23 protein-coding genes and 1 tRNA gene are annotated in these 21375 nt (G+C 42.6%); 11 read left to right on the top strand and 13 right to left on the bottom strand.

The window, feature by feature from the left end:
- Positions 1–225: 225 nt before the first annotated feature.
- Both LLF92_12095 and LLF92_12090 read right to left on the bottom strand, forming a co-directional pair.
- Complete coding sequence (locus LLF92_12095) at positions 226–435, bottom strand: cold shock domain-containing protein (protein ID MCE5341846.1); 210 nt, start codon at positions 433–435, stop codon at positions 226–228.
- A 56-nt stretch (positions 436–491) separates the two neighbouring features.
- The gene (locus LLF92_12090; GenBank protein ID MCE5341845.1) at positions 492–812 is read right to left on the bottom strand and encodes an integration host factor subunit beta; all 321 of its coding nucleotides are present in this window, start codon (positions 810–812) and stop codon (positions 492–494) included.
- 284 nt (positions 813–1096) lie between these two features.
- On the opposite strand from LLF92_12090, the gene LLF92_12085 reads away from it, so the two are divergent.
- The 3 genes from LLF92_12085 (at position 1097) to LLF92_12075 (ending at position 4089) form a co-directional block, all read left to right on the top strand.
- Positions 1097–1945, top strand: a complete 849-nt coding sequence (locus LLF92_12085) for a sulfide/dihydroorotate dehydrogenase-like FAD/NAD-binding protein (GenBank protein MCE5341844.1) — start codon at positions 1097–1099, stop codon at positions 1943–1945.
- 66 nt (positions 1946–2011) lie between these two features.
- On the top strand, positions 2012–3487 hold the full coding sequence (gltA, locus tag LLF92_12080) for an NADPH-dependent glutamate synthase (protein MCE5341843.1): 1476 nt from the start codon (positions 2012–2014) through the stop codon (positions 3485–3487).
- Positions 3484–4089 carry an HAD family phosphatase gene (locus tag LLF92_12075; protein MCE5341842.1) on the top strand — a complete coding sequence of 202 codons (606 nt, stop codon included), beginning with the start codon at positions 3484–3486 and terminating at the stop codon, positions 4087–4089. Before gltA ends, LLF92_12075 begins: the two co-directional genes overlap by 4 nt.
- Before the next feature lie 16 nt (positions 4090–4105).
- On the opposite strand, the gene LLF92_12070 is transcribed toward LLF92_12075, so the two are convergent.
- The 6 genes from LLF92_12070 to surE all read right to left on the bottom strand — a co-directional run bounded on the left by LLF92_12070 (position 4106) and on the right by surE (position 7183).
- On the bottom strand, positions 4106–4378 hold the full coding sequence (locus LLF92_12070) for a hypothetical protein (protein MCE5341841.1): 273 nt from the start codon (positions 4376–4378) through the stop codon (positions 4106–4108).
- Between the two features lie 3 nt (positions 4379–4381).
- A complete protein-coding gene (locus tag LLF92_12065; GenBank protein ID MCE5341840.1) occupies positions 4382–4708 on the bottom strand; it encodes a hypothetical protein in 327 nt (108 codons plus the stop codon).
- 78 nt (positions 4709–4786) lie between these two features.
- The gene (gene pta, locus LLF92_12060; protein MCE5341839.1) at positions 4787–5785 is read right to left on the bottom strand and encodes a phosphate acetyltransferase; all 999 of its coding nucleotides are present in this window, start codon (positions 5783–5785) and stop codon (positions 4787–4789) included.
- Positions 5786–5881: 96 nt separating this feature from the next.
- Positions 5882–5955: transfer RNA gene (locus LLF92_12055), tRNA-Arg, on the bottom strand.
- Between the two features lie 187 nt (positions 5956–6142).
- Positions 6143–6430 carry an ACT domain-containing protein gene (locus tag LLF92_12050; GenBank protein MCE5341838.1) on the bottom strand — a complete coding sequence of 96 codons (288 nt, stop codon included), beginning with the start codon at positions 6428–6430 and terminating at the stop codon, positions 6143–6145.
- Between the two features lie 3 nt (positions 6431–6433).
- The gene (gene surE, locus LLF92_12045; GenBank protein ID MCE5341837.1) at positions 6434–7183 is read right to left on the bottom strand and encodes a 5'/3'-nucleotidase SurE; all 750 of its coding nucleotides are present in this window, start codon (positions 7181–7183) and stop codon (positions 6434–6436) included.
- Positions 7184–7261: 78 nt separating this feature from the next.
- Here surE and LLF92_12040 point away from each other — a divergent pair, with 78 nt between their 5' ends.
- Positions 7262–7936 (top strand): NAD(P)H-hydrate epimerase, encoded by a 675-nt coding sequence (locus tag LLF92_12040; protein MCE5341836.1) that lies wholly within the window; start codon positions 7262–7264, stop codon positions 7934–7936.
- 1 nt (position 7937) lies between these two features.
- On the opposite strand, the gene LLF92_12035 is transcribed toward LLF92_12040, so the two are convergent.
- The gene (locus LLF92_12035; GenBank protein ID MCE5341835.1) at positions 7938–9380 is read right to left on the bottom strand and encodes a hypothetical protein; all 1443 of its coding nucleotides are present in this window, start codon (positions 9378–9380) and stop codon (positions 7938–7940) included.
- 418 nt (positions 9381–9798) lie between these two features.
- Between LLF92_12035 and LLF92_12030 the strand changes: the two genes are divergently transcribed.
- A complete protein-coding gene (locus LLF92_12030; protein MCE5341834.1) occupies positions 9799–10575 on the top strand; it encodes an rRNA pseudouridine synthase in 777 nt (258 codons plus the stop codon).
- Positions 10576–10651: 76 nt separating this feature from the next.
- Positions 10652–10819: a hypothetical protein gene (locus LLF92_12025; protein ID MCE5341833.1), complete on the top strand. Its 168-nt coding sequence runs from the start codon at positions 10652–10654 to the stop codon at positions 10817–10819.
- Here LLF92_12025 and xth read toward each other — a convergent pair.
- Genes xth through LLF92_12010 form a run of 3 tightly spaced genes read right to left on the bottom strand, consistent with a single transcriptional unit; the run spans position 10816 to position 13908 of the window.
- Entirely contained in the window at positions 10816–11589 is a 774-nt protein-coding gene (gene xth / locus LLF92_12020) for an exodeoxyribonuclease III (GenBank protein ID MCE5341832.1), read from the bottom strand. The two genes, LLF92_12025 and xth, sit on opposite strands and share 4 nt — an antisense overlap.
- On the bottom strand, positions 11570–13189 hold the full coding sequence (locus tag LLF92_12015; protein MCE5341831.1) for a right-handed parallel beta-helix repeat-containing protein: 1620 nt from the start codon (positions 13187–13189) through the stop codon (positions 11570–11572). The genes xth and LLF92_12015 overlap by 20 nt, the downstream gene beginning before the upstream one ends.
- A 2-nt stretch (positions 13190–13191) precedes the next feature.
- Positions 13192–13908, bottom strand: a complete 717-nt coding sequence (locus LLF92_12010) for a DUF1266 domain-containing protein (GenBank protein ID MCE5341830.1) — start codon at positions 13906–13908, stop codon at positions 13192–13194.
- A gap of 249 nt (positions 13909–14157) precedes the next feature.
- On the opposite strand from LLF92_12010, the gene lipB reads away from it, so the two are divergent.
- The 5 genes from lipB (at position 14158) to LLF92_11985 (ending at position 18907) form a co-directional block, all read left to right on the top strand.
- Positions 14158–14826 carry a lipoyl(octanoyl) transferase LipB gene (gene lipB, locus LLF92_12005; GenBank protein MCE5341829.1) on the top strand — a complete coding sequence of 223 codons (669 nt, stop codon included), beginning with the start codon at positions 14158–14160 and terminating at the stop codon, positions 14824–14826.
- 63 nt (positions 14827–14889) lie between these two features.
- Positions 14890–15753: a lipoyl synthase gene (lipA, locus tag LLF92_12000; GenBank protein MCE5341828.1), complete on the top strand. Its 864-nt coding sequence runs from the start codon at positions 14890–14892 to the stop codon at positions 15751–15753.
- Between the two features lie 57 nt (positions 15754–15810).
- The gene (locus LLF92_11995) at positions 15811–16428 is read left to right on the top strand and encodes a sigma-70 family RNA polymerase sigma factor (protein MCE5341827.1); all 618 of its coding nucleotides are present in this window, start codon (positions 15811–15813) and stop codon (positions 16426–16428) included.
- A gap of 3 nt (positions 16429–16431) precedes the next feature.
- Positions 16432–17493 (top strand): hypothetical protein, encoded by a 1062-nt coding sequence (locus LLF92_11990; protein MCE5341826.1) that lies wholly within the window; start codon positions 16432–16434, stop codon positions 17491–17493.
- 91 nt (positions 17494–17584) lie between these two features.
- Entirely contained in the window at positions 17585–18907 is a 1323-nt protein-coding gene (locus LLF92_11985) for a DUF5684 domain-containing protein (protein ID MCE5341825.1), read from the top strand.
- Here LLF92_11985 and LLF92_11980 read toward each other — a convergent pair.
- A complete protein-coding gene (locus tag LLF92_11980) occupies positions 18882–21323 on the bottom strand; it encodes a DNA internalization-related competence protein ComEC/Rec2 (GenBank protein ID MCE5341824.1) in 2442 nt (813 codons plus the stop codon). The genes LLF92_11985 and LLF92_11980 overlap by 26 nt on opposite strands.
- Between the last annotated feature and the right edge of the window lie 52 nt (positions 21324–21375).

Here is a 21375-nt window from a genome sequence, read left to right as displayed (position 1 = left end):
GAATAGCCTTGTTCTGTGACGAGTTTTGCCGCCTGTAACTTGAAATCTTTACTGTAATGTTTGTACTGTGCCATGTTGGACACTCCTTTCTGGGGGTATTATACCCTCCGTCCGAGTGTCCGTCATTCGTTTAGCACCTCAGAAGAAAAAATGTGCGCAATTATTCCCATGCGTGAATTTTTAAAAAATTGCGTAAATTAATACGAACTTGCGCATTAGAAATGTTTATTTTTTTTCAAGGAGTTCTACATTTTCAGCGCGGGGGCCTTTGTCGCCCTGACCGATTTCATAGCTGACGGTATCGCCTTCGTTGAGGATTTTGAGAGTTTTTTCTTTGAAGCCAGTGTGGTGTACGAAAACATCTGGTTTGCCGTTGCCGTCGATAAAGCCGTAACCCTTTTTAGGGTCGAACCATTTTACTACTCCCTCTGCCATGGGTACTTTCCTTCACTGAAAAACGGCAAATGAATTCTGCCGTTTGATTTAAAATATTATGCCTGTGTATCTTCTGACACGCTGTCGTCGTCATCGCCGCCGAGCTTTTCTTTCATAAGCCGGCCCATCTTGAACTTTACTGTACGTTTTGCGGGTACTTCGACTCTTTCGAGCGTCTTGGGATTTTGAGCTACTCTGGCCTCACGGGTACGAACTTCGAAAACTCCGAAGTCGCGGAATTCCAGACGGTTATTTCCAATAAGTTCGGAAATAATCTCGTCAAGGAACGACTGAACTACTCGCTTGACAACGACCCTTTTGGCCTGTGTTTGTTCTGCAATTCTATCAATTAATTCTTTCTTTGTTACTGTTCCCATAGTGTACCTCGTACAGAGAGTTTTCAAATTAATTTTTTAAGCTGCAATTAGGCTGCATAACATACGATAATTTACATTTAAAACAAACCGCAAATCACTATACAGCAAAGACTTCGAGTCAGCAAGTAATTTTTGAATATTTTTTATGACAAAGACATAAATTGTTTGTTTTCGTATTCAAAAAAGTAATTTTTGTCTGCGAAAGCGGTATAATTACTTGACCAATTTGCACAAATAGGCCATAATTTCGCTCTTTGATTCCGACAAGAGAAAGGTAGTGTAACTTGGCACATAAGTTATTGTCAAAACAGCAGTTATGTCCGGATGTCTATATGGCCGACATCGAGGCTCCGCTGGTCGCATCGGCCGCAAAAGCAGGGCAATTTGTAATCGTTTGCCTGAAAACCACTTACAGCGAACGCATCCCTTTGACTGTTGCCGGTACTGACCAGAAAAAAGGAACAATTTGTTTAATTTGGCAGGCGGTTGGCAAGAGTACTGCCGAACTTGGTAACCTTCAGGTCGGCGATGAAGTTGAGAATATACTTGGCCCGCTGGGCAGGCCCACACACGTAGAAAAGTTTGGCACGGTGGTCTGTGTCGGCGGCGGTATTGGAAACGCTCCTTTGCTTCCGATTGCAAAAGCTATGAAGCAGGCGGGAAATAAAGTCATAAGTATTTTAGGCGCAAGAAACAAAAGCCTGCTGATTCTCGAAGACGATTTCAGAGTTGTCAGCGATGAAGTAATAATAGTTACAGACGATGGCTCTTACGGCCGAAAAGCTGTTGTAACGGTTCCGCTTGACGAGATATGTCAGTTGCAGAAAGTTGATTTGGTTGTCGCGATAGGCCCGACGATAATGATGAAGTTCTGCTGTGCGACTACGCAAAAGCATAATGTGCCGACGGTTGTTTCGCTGAATACGATTATGATTGACGGCACAGGAATGTGCGGCGGATGCAGAGTCGAAGTTGGCGGCCAGACAAAATTTGTCTGCGTTGACGGCCCGGAGTTTGACGGACACCTGGTGAATTTCGACCTTATGATGAAACGAATGACCGCGTATAAAAAGCAGGAACAGGCCGCAATGGAAGAATATAAACACAAATGCAGAATCGGGCTGGATAAATAAATGTCATTCCCGCGCAGGCGGGAATCTACGCTTTAATATATACTCGGTGGCGAAAAGGATAATAAATTGAACGACCAGCAATTACTTGACGAACTTTTGAAGAAGCATAAAGCAGGCATATTAAAACCGGCCGACAGATACAATATTCCTTCGCAGGCAATGCCGCAGCAGGATGGCGTTGCTCGCCGGTCGAACGTTGACGAAGTCGCGATTGGCTACACTGAAACGCAGGCAAGACTCGAAGCTCTGCGGTGTCTGGGCTGTAAGAATGCGCCGTGTATGGAAGGCTGCCCGGTAAAAATCAAAATTAAAGACTTTATCGCTCAAATTGTCGAAGGCGATTTCCAGAAGGCACTTGATATTATCAGAGAAAATTCACTGCTGCCCGCGGTTTGCGGTCGAGTTTGTCCGCAGGAAGTCCAGTGCCAGCTTCCGTGCACAGTCGGCAAAAAATTCAAAGATGTTGAAAAGTCAGTTTCAATCGGCAGACTCGAAAGGTTTGTAGCCGATTGGGGCAGAAAGCAAAAAGAAAAATCAGTTCCGCCAGTTGCGCCGTCAACTGGTAAAAAAGTTGCGATTCTTGGCGCAGGCCCAGGCGGTATCGTCGTTGCAACAGACGTCCGCAGAGCAGGCCACGAAGTTACGGTATTTGAAGCGTTTCACAAGCCCGGCGGCGTAATGGTTTACGGCATTCCGGAATTTCGTCTGCCGAAGGCTATTGTGCAGGAGGAAATCGAAGGGCTTAAAAAAATGGGCGTTGAAATTATTTGCAATTTTGTCGCCGGCAGAACGAAGACTATAAAAGATTTGATGGAAAAAGACGGCTTTGACGCTGTTTATATCGGCGTAGGTGCAGGCCTGCCGATGTTTATGAATATCGAAGGCGAACACCTCGTCGGCGTTTACAGCGCTAATGAATATTTGACTCGCGCGAATTTAATGCGTGCGTATGATTTCGGCAAAGGAGCCGATACGCCGATTGCGATGTCCAAACGCGTCGCGGTTGTTGGCGGCGGAAACGTCGCGATGGATTCAGCCAGAACCGCTGTTCGGCTCGGTGCGGAACATGTATATTTGATTTACCGCAGAAGCGAAAAGGAAATGCCCGCTCGAGTTGAAGAAGTTCACCACGCAAAAGAAGAGGGCGTTGAATTTCATTTATTGCGCAATCCCAAACGACTCCTCGGCAATGCGGATGGCGTTGTCTGCGGCATTGAGTGTTTGAAATACGAACTTGGCGAACCGGACGCATCGGGAAGACGCAGACCTGTGCCGATAGAAGGTTCGGAGTTTACGATTGATGTCGATACGGTTGTCGTCGCGATTGGTAACGGTGCAAATCCTCTCATCGGCCAAACCACGCAAGGCCTTACGCTGAACAAATGGGGCAATATTGTTGTCGATGAAAAATGCAAGACTTCGCTCGATGGCGTTTACGCTGGCGGAGATATTGTTTTGGGGGCAGCGACGGTTATTTTAGCGATGGGGCAGGGGCGTACTGCCGCGGCGGCGATTAACGAATATCTCGCAGGCAAAAAATGATTGAGGCGTTTATATTTGATTTTGGCAATGTTATCTGCAAATTCGATCATAATATTTTTCTCGAAAAACTTACGAGGCATTGCGATAAGACTGTCGGACAGCTTCGCAAATTAATTTTTTGCGATACGGATATCCGCGTAAGATTTGAATCTGGTAAAGTTACAGGCGATGAATTTTACCGCGAAGTCGTCAAGACCTGCGGCCTGTCTATCAGCAAATCAGAATTTATCGATGCGCATACGGATATTTTCACGCCGATTCCGGAAACTTTCGAACTGATAAAAAAATTGAAGCCGAAATACAAACTCGGCTTGTTGTCAAACACCAACGTATGGGATTTCGAGAGCCAGATAAGAAATATGGAAGTGATTGGCCTGTTTGATGTGCTGACGCTTTCGCACGAGGCCGGCGCGGTTAAGCCGGACAGAAAAATCTACGACGATGTGCTGAAAAAACTGAAACTGCCCGCCGAAAAATGCGTTTATATCGATGATATTCAGGAATATACGGATATCGGCAATTCCCTCGGCTTTAACGCAATCAATTATCAGGGGCCGGACAAACTGCTCAACGAATTGCAAAAAATGGAAATCCAGTTTTAATTATTAATCACAGATTTCACGGATTATTTATTTTGCCTCTGTAAAGTTTGATGGAAGCAATATGGCTTAATCTTAAGTTAAGCCAATCAATGATTACCAACCAGAAAACAGCTCCTATTGCCAGAGAACGAATAGCTTCACCTGGAAATGATGGCCGTTCTTTTAAAGCAATCAAAAAAAATAAAACATAAATTGTTCCCAAGCAAATAGCCCCGATACGAGCTCGCCGCCAGGATTTTTCACTCTTAACCAGCTTGTCATCTCTCTCAATAATTTTTTCATCGCTCATAATTTATCCCTCTAACGTAATTTGTTTTCTCAAAATCTTCCCTGTAAAAGAAACTTGTAATATTTTACCATCATCCGATTTGATTGTACAGGTTCCCTCATCGACGATTTCAGCGGTACCGGTGCCATTATTGACGGAGCCTTGATATGTGAGGAATTTTTTGTCATGGTCTTGAATTGGGGTTGCTTTTGTCTTTTCGCTTGCCAGTTTTTCTGGCGGATTATCCAATCGCCATGTTTTTAAGACATCACCGTACTCTATCATTAAATCCCAGTGGATATCATCGCCGCGGGTGTGCTTATGAATAACGAAGTGTCTTTCCGTTGGCATAAAATAACAAGCCGGTAATTTTTAATTATTAATGCTTAATTTTTAATTAACTCAAAATTAAAAATTCAAAATTTAAAATTATCCAACCGATTGTATTGCTGTGATAGCCGCTGCCGCGACGATATCATCGCTGTTGCAGCCGCGGGACAAATCGTTCACAGGTTTTGCGATACCCTGCAAGATTGGGCCGTAAGCGGCATAGCCTGCCAGTCTTTCTGTTGACTTGTAGCAAATATTTCCAACGCCCAAATCAGGGAAAATGAAAACATTAGCTTGACCTTTCAGTGGACTGCCGGGTGCTTTTTTCGCAGCGACACTTGGTACGAAAGCGGCATCGAATTGCAGTTCGCCGTCAATTGCGTATTCGCCGTCGAATTCCTTTTCGAGTTTGGCTTTGGCAAGTTCGGTTGCCTTAATCATTTTGTCCGGGCCGGTGCCTTTGGCCGAGCCTTTTGTCGAATATGAAAGCATCGCGATTTTTGGAACGATGCCGAATTGTTTTGCTGTTCGTGCAGTTGTCAGCGCGATGTCCGCAAGCTGTTCTGCTGTTGGGTCCTGATTCAAACCTGAATCAGCGTACAGTAATGTTGTGTCGCCTTTTGTCATAAAGAACATGCTCGAAACTGTCTCGACACCTTTGGCTGCCTTGATGATTTGCAGAGCAGGGCGAACAGTGTCCGGAGTCGAATGTACCGCACCGCTGACAAGGCCGTCAACTTCGCCGACCTTAACCATCATCGTTGCGAAATATACTTCGTCAGTAACAGTTTTCAGTGCCTGTTCCGGAGTAACGCCTTTGCTCTTGCGCAGTTCATAAAATTTATCTGCGTATTCTTTCAGTTTTGGACTTGTTTTAGGATTGATGACTGTGATGTTTGTTGTGTTTGCGCCGATTTTTTTCAGCTCGTCGCCGATTTTCTTTTCATCGCCGAGCAGGGTGAGTTTGGCCATTTTCCTGTCGGCCATCTTCTTGGCGGCTTCAATTGTTCTTGGGTCTTCGCCTTCGGGCAGAACGATGTGCTTATAAAGTGATGCGGCTCTTCCGAGTATCATTTGAGAAAAATCTTTATTTTCCATTTTATTTCCTTAAAAAAAATAGCCACTAAGAGACCAAGGCACAAAGAAATATATACTTAATATTTAGTGACTTAGTGCCTTCGCGGCTAAAAATAATGCGCCCGACAGGAGTCGAACCTGTAACCTCTGGCTTCGTAGGCCGGCGCTCTATCCAGTTGAGCTACGGGTGCAAGTGCTTTTAAATAAATTAGTTATAGAAAATTGACTTGAGAATTGTCAGTATCCCTGTAACCATTGCAAGGTATTATAGCGAAATTTTTCACTTAGAAAAGTGAGAAATTGACATAATTTCATCATTTTCGATTACGAAAGTAAAATTCCGCGAATTTAATATTTTTTCGGGAATCGGGAACAGCTTTAGACCCGATGCATCATTTTGAAGATGGATTCGTCTTGGAAGTTGATTTTCAGTTTCAGTTCATCGGCGATTTTGTCTAATATTTTATGAATTTGCGGCAATGTTATAGTCGCCTTTGCGATATCGCACGCCATTGTCATTACGAAATAATTTTCCATGATTTTCTGATTTACATCGACGATGTTGATATTCGCTTTGGACATTGCCACGGCCAGTTTTGCGATGATGCCTACTCTGTCTTTTCCTGTAACCGTACAAATACAAATCTGACTTTTTTTAGCAGCCATTTTTTATCCTTGTAAATTTATTTGATGGAGTTTTTCCATTCCCTTGTAATCCGTCATATCGAAGCCGAGCGACGTTACCGTGATAAACCCGTCGTCCAGAACAAGTGTATCGCTCGGCAAATCTACATCGCGGTACTGACCGCCGGCAAGCTGATACAGCATTTGACCGTTTTCATTTTGCGTTTTGATGTAATGTTCGTTGAAGCCCATCGTTGACTGCGGAACAATTTTCAGTCCCTTTGGTTTGCCTTTCGACAGGGCGGGAATGTTAATATTAATTACGCCGGGGATAGTCAGCGGCAGTAATTTTTTTACAACTTTGGCACAATACCCTGCCGCACAGTCGAAATCCGTATCTTGTTCATTAACGGCGCTCAACGCGATAGCCGGCATTCCGTAAAACGCCGCTTCCATTGCCGCCGCGACTGTGCCTGAATAGTAAACGTTTATACCGACGTTCGCTCCGTGATTTATTCCGCTGACGACAAGGTCGGGTTTGGTTGGGCAAAGCTCCATAAGAGCCAGCTTAACGCAATCTGCCGGCGAACCGCTCACGCTGTAGCCTGTAAACAGGTTTTTGATTTTAACCTTTTCGCAGACTAACGGCTCAAAAACGGTAATGCTGTGTCCTGCTCCGCTCATCCTGCCGGACGGCGCAACGACCGTAACATCGCCTATTTTGGCTAATTCTTTGTATGCCGCTGCGATTCCTTCGGCCGTAATTCCATCGTCATTTGTCAATAAAATATTCATAGCATTAATGTACCGCCAAACTATAAATATTCAACATCAATTCTTGAAGCTTTATTGCGTAACAGTATAATCATTAGAATGGTAAAGAAATTTAACCGACAAAATGACAAGGTAATGACTCGCCAACAGGTGCGCGACGTTGACGCATGGGCTATTGGAACGCTTGGTGTGCAGGGCGTTGTGCTTATGGAAAATGCTGGCAGAGGATGCTGCGAAATCATAATCCAGGAACTGAAAAAGCGGGGCGGCTCGAAGGTTTGCATTTTCTGCGGCACCGGCAACAACGGCGGCGATGGCTTTGTAATTGCACGTCTCCTAAAAAATGCCGGTTACAATGTGAATACTGTTTTGTGCGGTTCAGCAGCGAAAATCAAAGGCGATGCGTTGGTAAATTATAACATCGCGAATAATATCGGAATTGAAATTCAAGAACTGACGCAAGCCGAGCAGGTAAAAACATTAGCGGGAAGTTGTAATTTAATTGTCGATGCGATTTTTGGAACCGGCTTGTCAGGCGAATTGAAAACTGAATTTGCTGCGATAATAAATGCCATGAACGAATTGAAGAAACCTGTTATAGCCGTTGATATTCCATCTGGTTTGGATTGCGATAATGGAACGCCTTTGAACACAGCCATAAAAGCGGTTGCGACAGTTACATTTGTCGCCGCCAAAAAAGGTTTTATGAATCCGTGCTCAATCGAATACACCGGCGAGGTATATATCGCCTCGATTGGCATCGAACCAATATAGATTATTTGCTTTTTGCCGCAAGAGCTTCGTAGCCTGCGAAGTTCAGGAATCTCTTGAGATTAAAAATCGGAATATACAAATCCTTTGATTGTTTTATGGCATCGTTATATTTTTCTTTAGCCGCGACTGAAGCGTCGTATTTTTCATTGGCCAGCGGGTCAGCTTCCACATCATCCAGACTTGGTTTTTTCTTAAACTGCGGTTCATTTCCGAGCACAACGTAGTCGGTATCGATTGTTACGCCATCTTCAACTTTGCCGCCCCAGTTTTCGACAAGCTGTGCGATTTTGCTTGCGCCGTCTGCATCGACATAACCGTCGCCGTTGAAATCGAAGTCGCCGGCGATAACGAATCTGTTGACTGCTTTGCTGTCCCAGATAAGGTTGATAATTACGTCGCCGTCAGCGATTGGATTTCTCTTGCTCATTGTTACAATTCTCGCGGTCGCGGTATTTTTAGCGACGTCGAAAATTTCAATTTCGCCTTTGCTTGTGCCGTCGGTCGGAACAGGTGCGCTTCTGTCATAAACGGCAAAAGTCAGACCCGCATATACTTTGCTGTCGCTGCCGATATCGATAAAGACGATATTCGACTGGACATCTACCGAAATGATATGGCCGTCGATATTATACGCAGCGATGTCTTCTTTCGGTCTTGGCTTGATAGCGTTAAGTTTGCCAAGCGAGTCTTCAAGTCTGTTTTGAGTTACTTGTAGTTTGCTTGCAGCTTCCAGCAGTTCCTGTTTGCTTTTATTCCTTTCGTTTATCGCATCTTCTCTTTGCTGAATCATAGCCTGCATCTGCTCGTCAGCTTTTTTGCTCATCAGATCGCGGAGCTGATTATAGCTTGCCTGAACGGAATTTGCGTCCTGACGAACGATGCCTAACTGTGCAAGAAGTTCCTGTTCTCTGTTCTTTGCTCCGAGTTTGGCTGCGTCAAGGTCGTCGTTGAGACTTGCGATTTGACCGTTGAGCTGTTCGATAGATGAGTTTTTCAGTTTGAGTTTGTTGTCGTAAATGTCAACGATTCTGAAAATTCCCGGTGCGTTGACATCGTTTGGTGCTGTTGTGATATCAAATTCTTTTGGAAGTTTAGCAAGGATGTCGTTGTATTTTGACTGAAGTTCGATAGCTTTCGCTTCAGCGCTTGTTTCCTGCGGAGCGAGGCCGGTATTCATTTTATATGTGTTATCCAGCAGACTGATAAGCTGGCGAACTCTGCTGTCGCCGCCTTGTTTCTGGCCGACAATTGTGCCGATACTGGATACCTCCGAAGATGTCGCCATCTCGTCGAGCTGCTGCTGGCTTTGAGTAAGCTGGTCTCGCAAATCGCCCGCCTTAACGCCGAAGATTATCGCCGCAACGAGTGATACAAGTGTTAAGCCTACAAATATAATTGCTGTGTAAAGTAATCCGCTGCCTTGTTCTTGCCGTCCGACCGCCATTTATAATCTCCTGAAGGGATATTACTCGGATTTTTATTAAATCAGTTAACTTATACCAAAGGGCTTAAATAACTACGCTCGTAATTCGCGGTTTAGCGAAGCTGGCGTAATGACTTACCAACTGTTCGACGCGTTATTAAAAAATACCTGTGGTATTATATACTTACGATTATGCCAAAGTACTACATTATCGTCATTAACAGGCGTTTAGTCAACAAAAATTTACCTAAATTATCAAAGTTCTATTGGCGTAAGTGCTTTAATTTGAGTATAGTTATAGGTGTATTTTTTTACTTTGCAGTACTTCGTCATTTCGACCGGAATGAACCCGTTAGGGTGAATGAAGCGGAGAAATCCGTTTTTTGAACAATTTTCTCGGTTTTGTTTTGCGAATCTGCAACGTTTTGAGGGTTAAATAATGGCAAAAGAACGATTACAAAGAATTCTCGCTGCGGCAGGTATAGATTCACGCCGAAGGTGTGAAGAATTGATACTTCAGGGTGCAGTCCGCGTCAATGGCAAGATAGTTGATACGATGCCGGCGTTCGCGGATGCTGATGAGGATAACATTACCGTTGACGGCAGACGAATCCAAAAGCCCAAAAAAAAGGTTTATTACCTGCTGAATAAGCCCAAAGGCGTCATTTGTACCAACGATGACCCGGCAGGCAAGCGAAAGGCGATTGATTTAATCGACACAAAAGACAGGATATTCTGTGCCGGCAGATTAGACACCGAAACCACTGGTGCTATTGTACTTACAAACGATTCTGTTGTTGCCGACAGGCTGACACATCCGCGTTATAGCCTTGAAAAAACGTATATAGCGACGATTAAAGGCAAAATCACGAATGAAGCTGTCGATAAATTGAAGAGAGGCGTTTGGCTTTCAGATGGCAAAACTTCGCCGTTGAAGATTAAGGTTTTAAAGGCGTCGGAACGTGAATCGCAGTTGGAAATCAGGATTCGTTTTGGCTTGAATCGCGAAATCCAGAGGATTATGGCAAGGCTCGGCTATAAAGTCGCCTCGCTCAAGCGAACGCACATCGGACGGATATCGATTGACAGAATGAGCCTCGGCAGTTACAGGTCGCTGACGGAATCGGAGATAAAATATTTGTCTTCTGACCCGAAGAGAGATTCCGAGGAAAAAAAATCGCCCAAAAGGTTGACAAATCGCACCGCCCGACAGTAGAATAGTTGGGGCAGCGGAAGAAAAAATTTATTAAAAGTCTGTTTTTTTGTCGAGATATAGTTAAAGGATGGAATTTATGAGCACAGTTGATTCATCTAAAACGGTTTTCGACAGAATAGTTGAGATAATGGCGGATATCAACGTCATTGATCGCAGGCGGAAGGGCGATCGCCGCAAAATTTCCTGCGGCTATACGGGCACTGAGCGCCGCCGCGGTTCGGAAAGGCGAAACGAGGAAGATTAAATTTTCTCGAACGCCGCGACTACCGGAGTGTGGTCGCTGGGCTTTTCCAGTGTTCTCGGCTTTTTGTCTATGACGCAATTCACGCAGGCTTTAGCCATCGGGGGAGTTCCCATAATATAATCCAGCCGCCAGCCTCTGTTGCGTTTGAATCCGTTCGGCTCGCGATAATCCCAAAATGAATATTGCCCTTCGTCAGTGCAGAATTTTCTGAACAGATCCGCAAATCCCCAATCGATAAATTTCTTGAAGACCCCTGATAGCTCTTTGTTAAAGCAAACTGACCCATCGAGCCTTTTTGGGTCGTGCACGTCTTTGGCTTCATAAGCGATATTTAAATCGCCCAGCCATAAAATTTTGTCTATCGGCTCAAAATTGCTTTTGAAATATTTCAGCAGTCTTTTGTACCAGTCGAGTTTGTATTGATATTTTTCAGATTCAATTTCGAAGCCCTGTGGAATATAGGTGTTGATGATAGTAACGTCCGCGGTTTTTATTTTTATCATTCTGGCCGGGTCGCTCGGCTCGCTGTCTAATCCGTATTGAACATCGGTGATTTTATGTTTGCTGAAAATCGCAACGCCGTTATAGCTCTTCTCGCCTTTATAAACAAATTCATACCCGCTGTCCGCGAATGCGTCAGCCGGAAAATCTTTATCCTGAACTTTCGTCTCCTGCAAACACAGCGCATCCGGCTTGTTCTCCTTGAGCCAATCGAGAACAATTTGTGTTCGTGACCGTATCGAATTTACATTAAAAGTCGCTATTTTCATAAAGGTTTAATTTGTCATATTTATCCCAATATTGTACAGAACCAAGACCATTATTTTCCGTTACATTATCTGATATTTTGGGTTTAGCATCATCCCAATATGCTATACCCCAGCATTTATTTTTGAAACATTTATTTCCGGAAACAATTGGGCTGGTATTTTTACCGCGAATTGCGATTCCACTCCAGTCGTGCCCTGTGCACTCATTATCAATGATTTCGCCTGCTGCGCCATTTACGAAATGGATTCCTATACGATAATTTTCTTTGAGAATATTCCCTTTTACTTTTGCCCATGAACCGGGTTCTCCAAAAACAAAAATTCCTTCATGTTTATTGTTTTCTATAATGTTGGATTCAATGGACGCTTTAGCATCACAGATAAAAATGCCGTCACGATAGTTATTGTTTATGGAATTTTTAATGACATTTACTTTGTCCCGCATCTCCATTGACGAAATTCCGTTAAGGTTATATTTGATTGTATTCTCCTCGATGGAAATAAAAGTTGAATTGGAAGCATCTATACCGTTGCGGGCATTGAATTGAACAGTATTTTCCCGAATACATACTGGTGAAAATGAATTATCTATTTCGATGCCGTTGTTTTGGTTGTATTCACAAATGTTTTTTTCGATTACCGCCGGTTTTTTCAAGTAGTAAAGGTAAATTCCTCTTATTTTGTTATTTATGCAGTAATTATTTCTTATTTGTGTTTTCACGTTTGACCAGTCTGTTTTGTCGCCGTTAGCAGAAATGGGGGCAATACTTTCTTCACTGGCTCGCACATAAATACCGTTGTAAGCGTTATTCATACATAAATTACTTTCAATCCTGCATTCTACCCTGAACGCTACAATTCCATTTACATTCTGCATAACTTCATTTGCAGAAATCTCGCTGTAGCCGCAGTTGTGCAAATAAATCCCCGCATTTCCATTTTCATTACATTTATTGTTTTTAATGGTTGATGTGCTCACCTGGAACAAATACATTCCTGTTGATTTGTTGTTTATGTTTCTATTGTTAGTAACCGAGCATTGTTTGACATAGTAGATTCCGAAACCACTTCCTTCTTTGGGGTCGCTGGAATTCATTGCAATATTATCTGCCAGAGATAAATCGTTGATAGTATTACAGTAAATCCCGATTTTTTTGCCATTAATCACTCGGCAGTTTTTCACTTCGGTTTTTTTGCTGTATAATATCGCAATTCCATACATGTTGGCATTTTTTACTATACAATTCTCAATTAACACATCGCAGCAGTCACAGGCTTCAATTCCTGTTTGACTGGCATCTATGCAAATGTTTTTTATTATTGTTTTGTTGCGGCCGGGACTGTTGAAATCTTTTGCTTTAATTTTAATTGTGCCTTTAATTATAGTGCTTTCGCTGTTTTGTCCCTCGATTCGCAGTGGCCGGCTGGAATTCAAATCTTCAACATAAACACCTGCTCGGACAATGATAACATCTTCGGCGTCGGAATTGTTGATTGCTTTTTGAATGCTGTCAAAATCTTTTGGAACCGTGATTTGTTTTGCCTGGATATCGGAACATAAGATAACAAAGAGCGTTAGTATTGAAATTTTCTTAAGCATTTTTAGTTCTCCTCGTCAAGAGGTAAATTCCATTTCAGTTTCACCCACGGACTGTCCGGCATTTCAAGCAGCCGCAAATACGCTTCCTTGAAAAAGTAGGAATCTTCTTTGCCGGGATACCAGAATTCTCTGCCGATTAAATAGTTCCTGCCGAGTTCCCGCCACGAATCGAAAGTTTTTTGAATAAATTTTGCCATCGGCATTATTTTTTCCCATGCCTCTTCCTCGCTTATATAACCACACACATATCCGTATCGGCACAGGCAGATATATCTTGATGCGTCCCAGCCGTAAAGACTTTTGCTTCCAAGCGAATTACTGTATTTTTTGACGATTGCGTATTTGTATGTGAAGTCTGGATCATTAAATTCACTTTTGAGTCTTGCTTTGGATTGTTCGTTACTTGATAGATATTTTTTGTATGTTTCAAACTCAATGCTGTGCCCGCCTCCCTGCAAATTTTTCAAACTTTGCAGAAAACTCTCTCTGTCGTTGATATCCCACGATTTTTTGAGCATATTTTTCGTTTTATTGATTGTAATATCTGTTATTTTCGTCCCAGCCAGACTGTCAAAACTTAGTTGTTTTGCTTCCATTTGAACATTGGATGCTGCAATTGCCCATATTTGTGCATTGGTTAAAGGAGTTTGTTTGATGTTATAGTGCTGTGGGTTGAAAGTGTACAATGGTAAAAAAATTAAAAGAAACATTCGTGTCATTTTTTTTCTCCTGTAAACTAATTGAAAGTAAAAAAACGCTCCAACTGTATTTTATCACCACAACCAAACAAATCAAATCTAAATATTCTATGTTTATCTCTGAATTATTAGGATTGCTTTTAATGGGTGAAGAAAAATATTCCACATTGGATGTTGAGCGTTCGAAGTTCGATGTTGTTGGAGCGTAGTGGAAACCCCTTCGGGGAACGTTAAAAATCTGCACTCTTCAATAAGTCCTTTATTGTGGTTGTGGGGGGGATTTCGTATAATGCGCAGTTTGAGATTATGAAAATAGAAATAATTGATTGTGGAATAAGGGATTATAATACTGTTCTTGCGATGCAGGAAAAGGCGTTAGTCGAGTTGCAGACAGGCAGCGATGAAGAGAAAGTCTTCATTGTCGAGCATTCGCCTGTGATTACGCTTGGCGTCAGAACTGAAAAAAATAAGCTGTTGAAGAGCAGTGAAATCATAAAAAAGTCAGGGATTGAAATAGTTCCAATTCATCGTGGCGGCGGAAGCACAGCCCACAACCCCGGCCAGCTTGTCATTTATCCGATTATAAATTTAAAGCACCATAACCTCGGCGTAAGCGACTATGTCCATCTGCTTGAAAAAAATGGAATTGAATTTCTCGCAGCACTTGGCGTAAAGAGCGAAACAAAAAAGGGTTTCCCTGGCCTGTGGGTTGGCGAAAAGAAAATAGCGTCAATCGGCGTGCAGATAAAAAAATGGGTTACATTCCACGGCATTGCGATAAATATCAGCAATGATTTAAGCATTTTTGATTTCATTGTTCCCTGTGGTTTGGATAATGTTACAATGACGTCCGCTGAAAAAGAACTTGGCAGAAAAATCGACATTGAAGAATCAAAAAAAATACTTAAAACAATTCTTTTGAAATATTTAGGTGAATAGAATTATAGTTAAATTTCAGTTGTCAAGGAATACTTGACAGCTCAAGCCGAAAGACTGCTAATAATGACTGACAAAATCAAACGACGTTTGCCGGAATGGCTCAAAAGGCCTATGCCGGCCGGAAACTGCTTTAACAGCACAAGTTCGACAATCAAACAGCTTGGCATAGAAACCATCTGCACCAACGCAAATTGTCCCAATCAGGGCGAATGCTGGTCAAAAGGCACGGCCACGGTTCTGATTCTCGGCAATATATGCACACGAAATTGTAAATTCTGCTCGGTAATAAAAGGCAAACCTTTACCGCCGGATGCGACCGAGCCGCAAAGAGTTGCCGAGCTTGCGAAAGAACTTAAAATAAAATATTTAGTGATAACAAGTGTAACAAGAGATGATTTGCCGGATGGTGGGGCTGGACATTTTGTAGATGTTATGAAAGCTGTTCGCGATATGGACAGCGAGGTGAAATTTGAGCTTCTTGTGCCGGACTTCAAAAACTGTCGGCAAAAAGCTCTTGATGTTTTGGCAGATGCTTTACCTTTTGTGTTCGGCCATAACGTTGAAACTATGCCGAGGCTTTATTCAATTGCTCGCAGCGGCGCGAATTATCGGGAATCTTTAAATCTTTTACAGGAAGCGAAAAATAAATGGCCTGATTGTCCGACGAAATCATCGATTATGCTCGGACTCGGCGAAAAAGATGAAGAAATTGAGCAGGTATTAAAGGATTTGCGAAGTGTAAATTGCGACAGGCTCGCGATTGGCCAATATCTTCGGCCTTCGAAAACATCGCTCGATGTTGTCGAATATGTTCATCCAGATAAGTTTGCGCATTGGGCGGATTATGCGAAAAAGCTCGGCTTTAGCTGGGTTATGTCGTCGCCGTTTACCCGCAGCAGTTATCACGCCGAATCGGCAGGAGTATAATTAGAGGTGCTTTTTTGTCTTTTACTTTTCACGTTTTGACATTATAATGATTCGTGAATGGAAAAAACGGCGGAACATAATAATAATAGCGTTGATGAGCAGGAGTTGCTCCGCAGGTATATTTCCGGCGACAAGGATGCATTTCAGGAAATCGTAAAACGCTATAAAGACCCGCTTTACGCATTTTTGAGACGATTTTTGAATCAGCAGCAGCTTGTCGAAGAGACATTTCAGGAAACATTTTTACAGCTTTATCGCAGCCGGCATACTTTTGAAAAAGACAAGCCGTTGCGGCCATGGCTTTTCACAATTGCCGCCAATAAGGCTCGCGACGCTCTCCGCAAACAGCAGCGGCACGACACCGTGTCCATCGGAGCAATGAGCGATTCAGCCGATTTAAGCGTTGATGATGTTGTAAACTCTTTAACTTCTTATGAAATAACGCCTTATGATGAAGCCGCAAAAACAGAACAAGCTGAAAATGTACGGAAAATAATATCGGAAATGCCGGAAAATCTGCGAGAAATTTTAATTTTATCGTATTTTGAGCAATTTTCTTACAAACAAATGGCGGACATTTTGAGTATACCAATAGGAACGGTCAAGAGCCGACTGCATACAGCGATAGTATATTTTACCAAAAAATGGAAGTTGTCCACTTCGAATGAGAATTAGTAAATGAAAACACTTAGTAAACAGCAGCAGGATATACTGCTCGATTATTATTTTGAATGTGCCAATCAGGATGAGTCGGATACTGCCAAAAAACTTTTGCTGACGGATTGCGGTGCGCGTGAGTTTTACGACAAGCTGCATCATTCATTGTCTGCTCTTGAGCAGCTCGACACTCACACACAACAATCTTGCCCCGATCATCTCGTAGAACAAACACTTGAAAAACTTTACAATCATCAATCCGTCAATGCCTCATCTGCGAATAAACTTGGCCAATTGCTGGCGAATGAAAGCGAAAAAATCGTTACAAAGCGTCCGAGTTTTTGGCGGAGTTTTTCTGAAGCGATATCGGTTGCCGCCGCGATTGTTATACTTTCCGGTCTTTTCGTTCCTATAACAAGACAAATGCGTGCGCAGGCATGGCAGACTGCTTGCCAGGCGAACCTCAACAGTGTTTCAAAAAGTGTTGCGCAATACGCCGGCGATAATCAGGGCTTTTTACCCGCAGTACAGACACGCGCAGGCAATCCCTGGTGGAAGGTCGGCTCAACGCAACCCCAAAACCAATCCAACACCCGCCACGTCTGGCTCCTCGTAAAACGCAATTATGTAAATCCCAAATCTTTCATCTGTCCCGGCAATCGCAATAAAAGTCTGCCTGTACTCGAAACGGAACAGATTCAGTCGCTTCCTGATTTTCCCGACAGACGCTACATCACATACAGCTTTAAATTGATTAGCGATATGAACAATGCCAGAATGCCGAGTTTATCGTCGCCTTTGATGTCGGACGCCAATCCGATATTCGAGACGTGCGTAAAATGCCCCAAAAATATGTCAAACGCGGAATTTAATCCTGTGCAGTTGAATGAAAAATTGCGGAGGGCAAACAGCAAAAGTCACCGCGGCAGAGGCCAGAACATTATGTTCAGCGATGGAAGCGTCAAATTTACATCGCAGCGAGTTTTTAACGACAACGACGACATCTTCACACTTCAGGGACGCGATACTTATAACGGCACAGAAACGCCAACCGGCGATAAAGATATCTTTTTGGTTCCGTAACAATATAATTTAGTACACATATCAGAAATCTATTGCCTTTTAATCCACATTACGCTATAATTCCTCTGTCTTTTTACAGCCGGAGGGAAAAGTGGTAGCATTTGAGTGTAGTTCGTGCGGTTTAAAAAAAGCGGTAGATGATAAATACGCTGGGAGAAATGTTCGCTGTCCCAAATGCAGCGCTTCCGTAAGCGTTTCAACTCAAAAAATTTCACAAGAAGAACGGCCGAAGAATCTAATCAAAGTTTATTGTCCGTTATGCAATAAAAAAATAGCTGTGTCGTCTGAATACGCCGGCAAACGTGTCAGATGTCCGAATTGTAAAAATCCTCTTACTGTTGACGCCGTACAGCCTGCCGCTCCGCAGCCGCAGGTGCCGCAACCAATACCGCAGCCTGTTGATGACGTTCAAAGTCTGTTAGCGATGGAAAAACAGGCAAAACCTGTTGATCTTCCGCCGGAATTACAACAAACAATAGTGCAAAAAGAAATTGAAAATAAGACAGACCCCGGCGAACGAATTGGCATTAGGCCCCAAAAAACGAAGGTGAAAAAAACAGAAACTGATTTGCCGATAGCTGCGCTGATAGTAATGTCAATATTAATTATTGTTTTTGGAATAGTTGCTAATATAAAAATAGGTTCAGTGGAGAAAAAAAAGGCAGCTTCCAAACAACAGGTTAAGTTGGCCGAGGTTTTCGCAAGCAGGTTTATAGATACGATGTCCAAAGGCGATGTTAACGAAATTTCTCCGATGCTGACACAAGAGCTTCAGCAGCAGGACTCAAACACAGTGCTCAAGCCTTTAATTGACACTTTCAAAAGCAATTGGAATTCAAATTATATGCTTTCAAACAGTCTGTCTGTGCAGGAACCGCAAGGTAATTTTTTTATGTTTGGCCACAGCCAGCAATTGAATCAGGCCATAAACATTGTTACAATTATTTCACAAAAATCTGATAAATTTGAAATCATAGGGCTGAATTTCTATACGAGAGGCGATTCGCCGATACGTTTTGAGTCTTCCGAATGCAGACAGATTACTTCAAGTTTTGGAAGTTCTTTGGCGTACAAAATAATTGTCAAACTGAAAAAATCTTTGGTTGTTTTACTTGTTTTATTTGCGGCTTCCAGACTTTCAAAAGCTGTTGTATTTCATCGGGCAGGCGAGTCTCCGTGGGCTGCGATGATTCCTGTATTTCACGAGTGGACACTGGCTGAAACAGGTGACAAATCAGGTGTATGGGGACTTGCGGCTGTTCTGCTTGGCGGCATACCGTTCGTATATCTTGCGTTTATGTTTTATTTTTCAATCGGCATTGCTGAAGCCTACGGCAGGGGAATATTATTTGGTATTGGCCTTTGTCTGCTGCCGTTTATATTTTATCCTATTCTGGTTTTTTCAGAGAACTAAGTTTGATTGTTCCTTTAGAATCAATCTTAACAAAAACAGACCCATCCGCAAACGTATAGAAACTGTTTTTAAAATCTCGTATTGCTGCGCTTGTCCTGCCAAAATCGGTATCTCCGGAACTTGTAATCAAATATTCAGGTTTGAAAAAGCTGATAAAATTATTGTCCGTAGTTCTTGCCGAGCCATGGTGGGGAGTGATTAATACATCGATATCAAGCTGCGGATATGATGTCATAATCTGATTTTGCACATCTGCTGTAATGTCCGAGCAAAACAGGATCTTTCTGCCGTGATATTCAGCCAAAAGAACAAGAGACGATTCATTGTCAGATAAATCCGTATCAATATCCTTCGGCCACAATCGTGTGATTGCAAAATTGCCATACTGAATTTTCTCCGGAGTGGGCATGAGATTGTAAATGTGTTGTAACTCAATCGCCGTATTTGAAGTGCTGCTGATTAATTGATTTGTTGTATAAACATTGGCAAAAGGGCGTTTGCCGGATATTTCGGGCAGGCCGTTGAAATGGTCAATGTCATCGTGGCTGATGAATACCGAATCAATTTTGCTGATTGCCGAATAATTTAAATATGGATTTATAATTTTTTCACCGAGATTGGCTTTCGTTATCGACCCTGCGTCGATAATAATACTGCTGCTGTCCGACGGAGTGAGTATGCAGCATTGGCCGTGGCCGACAGATAAAACGGCTATCTGCAATTGATTTTGTTTTTTTAAATGATTAACAAAAATAACCGCCGCCGTTACCAAAATTATCATAGCTGAAGGATAAATAAATTTTTTATGCGGCAAGAATTTCCATAAAAAAAGAAGTGCGTAAAAAGCGAAAATAAAACTAATCGAAATGCCGCCGATGGTGATATTTGAAAAAGGCACTTTGGCAAAAACCGTAACAAGATATGAAAGCACCGCCGCGGAAAAATTCAGAACGTATCCAATAATAATCCCGACACTCGGCAGCAGGGGAGTGATGATGATTTTAAATGTTCCAAGCACAATCATAAAAGTTGTCGGGATTGAAGCAGGCACCGTCCAGATGGGAGCGAATAGCTGAAGCTGATAATAGTGAAACGCGATAATCGGCGCAACGGCAATCCACGCCGCAAAACCCACCGAAAGCAGACTAAGCAACCATTTGAGCCAGGGGGAAATTCGCACAGGTTTGAAGAAATTATCAATTGGCTCATAAAAAAGCAGTATTCCCAATACTGCCATAAAGGATAATTGAAAGCTCGGCGTTAAGAAATCCATCGGTCTGATAAGCAAAAGTACCAATGCGGAAATCGCCAGATTATTAATGGAAAACGAATTGCGGTTAATCAGTCTGGCAAGATAAAAAATTATGAACATAATCCCAGCTCGCAGAATCGGCGACTGTGCCGGCACGACGAGAAGAAAAACTGTTATCGAGACAATGCACGCGATAGCTCTGCCTTTGTGCAGCAGGCCGGCTCTTTTGGAAATCCACCCCGCGACTGCTGCGAAGATGCCGACATTAAGACCTGAAATGCACACCAGATGAACAAGGCCTGTGTTTATAAAATCGCCGTATAATTTTCTGTCTATTTTCGTTCTGCTTCCGAGCACAAGTGCTTCGACCAGATTCGCCCGTTGGTCTTCGGGGTTGTCGTTGAGCCATGCGGACGCAAGCGAATTAAGTTTTGATTTTATACCAAGGCCGGATTTTATGTTTTGTTTTTCATATACCGCAATAGAATTGACTGATTTTACCGATGCGCAGAGGAAAATGCCATTTCGCATCATATAATTTTGCACATTGAATTGTCCCGGATTGTCAGGCGGGGAAAATTCCTCGAATCTGCAAAACGTCTGGAATTTATCACCGATATTTAATCGGTTCGTTGGTTCGTTGGTATAAAATTTAATCTTGCCGGTTACTTTTGCCCAGCCGGTTTCGGTTTTTATATCTGTAACATCTGCAAGAAAGGTTGTGTATGTCAGTGACGGATAAAATTTCGCGAAGTGCCAGTCGTTATTTTCCACAATTACAGGTTTTGAGATGATTTGGCCTTTGAGGTGTGCGAATGTCGGTTCTTTTATAACATTGCGTATGTCATTTTTTGCCAGCATATTAAATTTTGTCAATCTGATTGCGCCAAGGCAGCAGAAACACAAAAAAACGCAAATAAGAATCAGATATGGATTGTTACGTAGGGGCAGACCTGTGTGTCTGCCAAGATATAGAATTATTGCAATAACTAAAACTGCGAAATATATAAAAGACGGCATATTAAAATAGAATTGTACAGCCAGTCCGCACAGTAAACCAACAACTGGTAAAACGGCAGGGCAGTAAAGGAATGTTTCTTTTAATGGCGACGGCGATTCAAGAGACTTTTTGAAATCGTCAATTTTCTGTTGAATCTCATCCATCAAAGAAGCATCTCTCGCAGAGAGATTCCTCAATTTTGCATTTTAATTTTTG

It is taken from the genome of Planctomycetaceae bacterium (genome assembly GCA_021371795.1).
Classification (GTDB): Bacteria; Planctomycetota; Phycisphaerae; order Sedimentisphaerales; family UBA12454; genus UBA12454.
The sequence above is the reverse complement of the archived record's forward strand: the minus strand, read 5'-3'. Positions and strand labels throughout refer to the sequence as shown.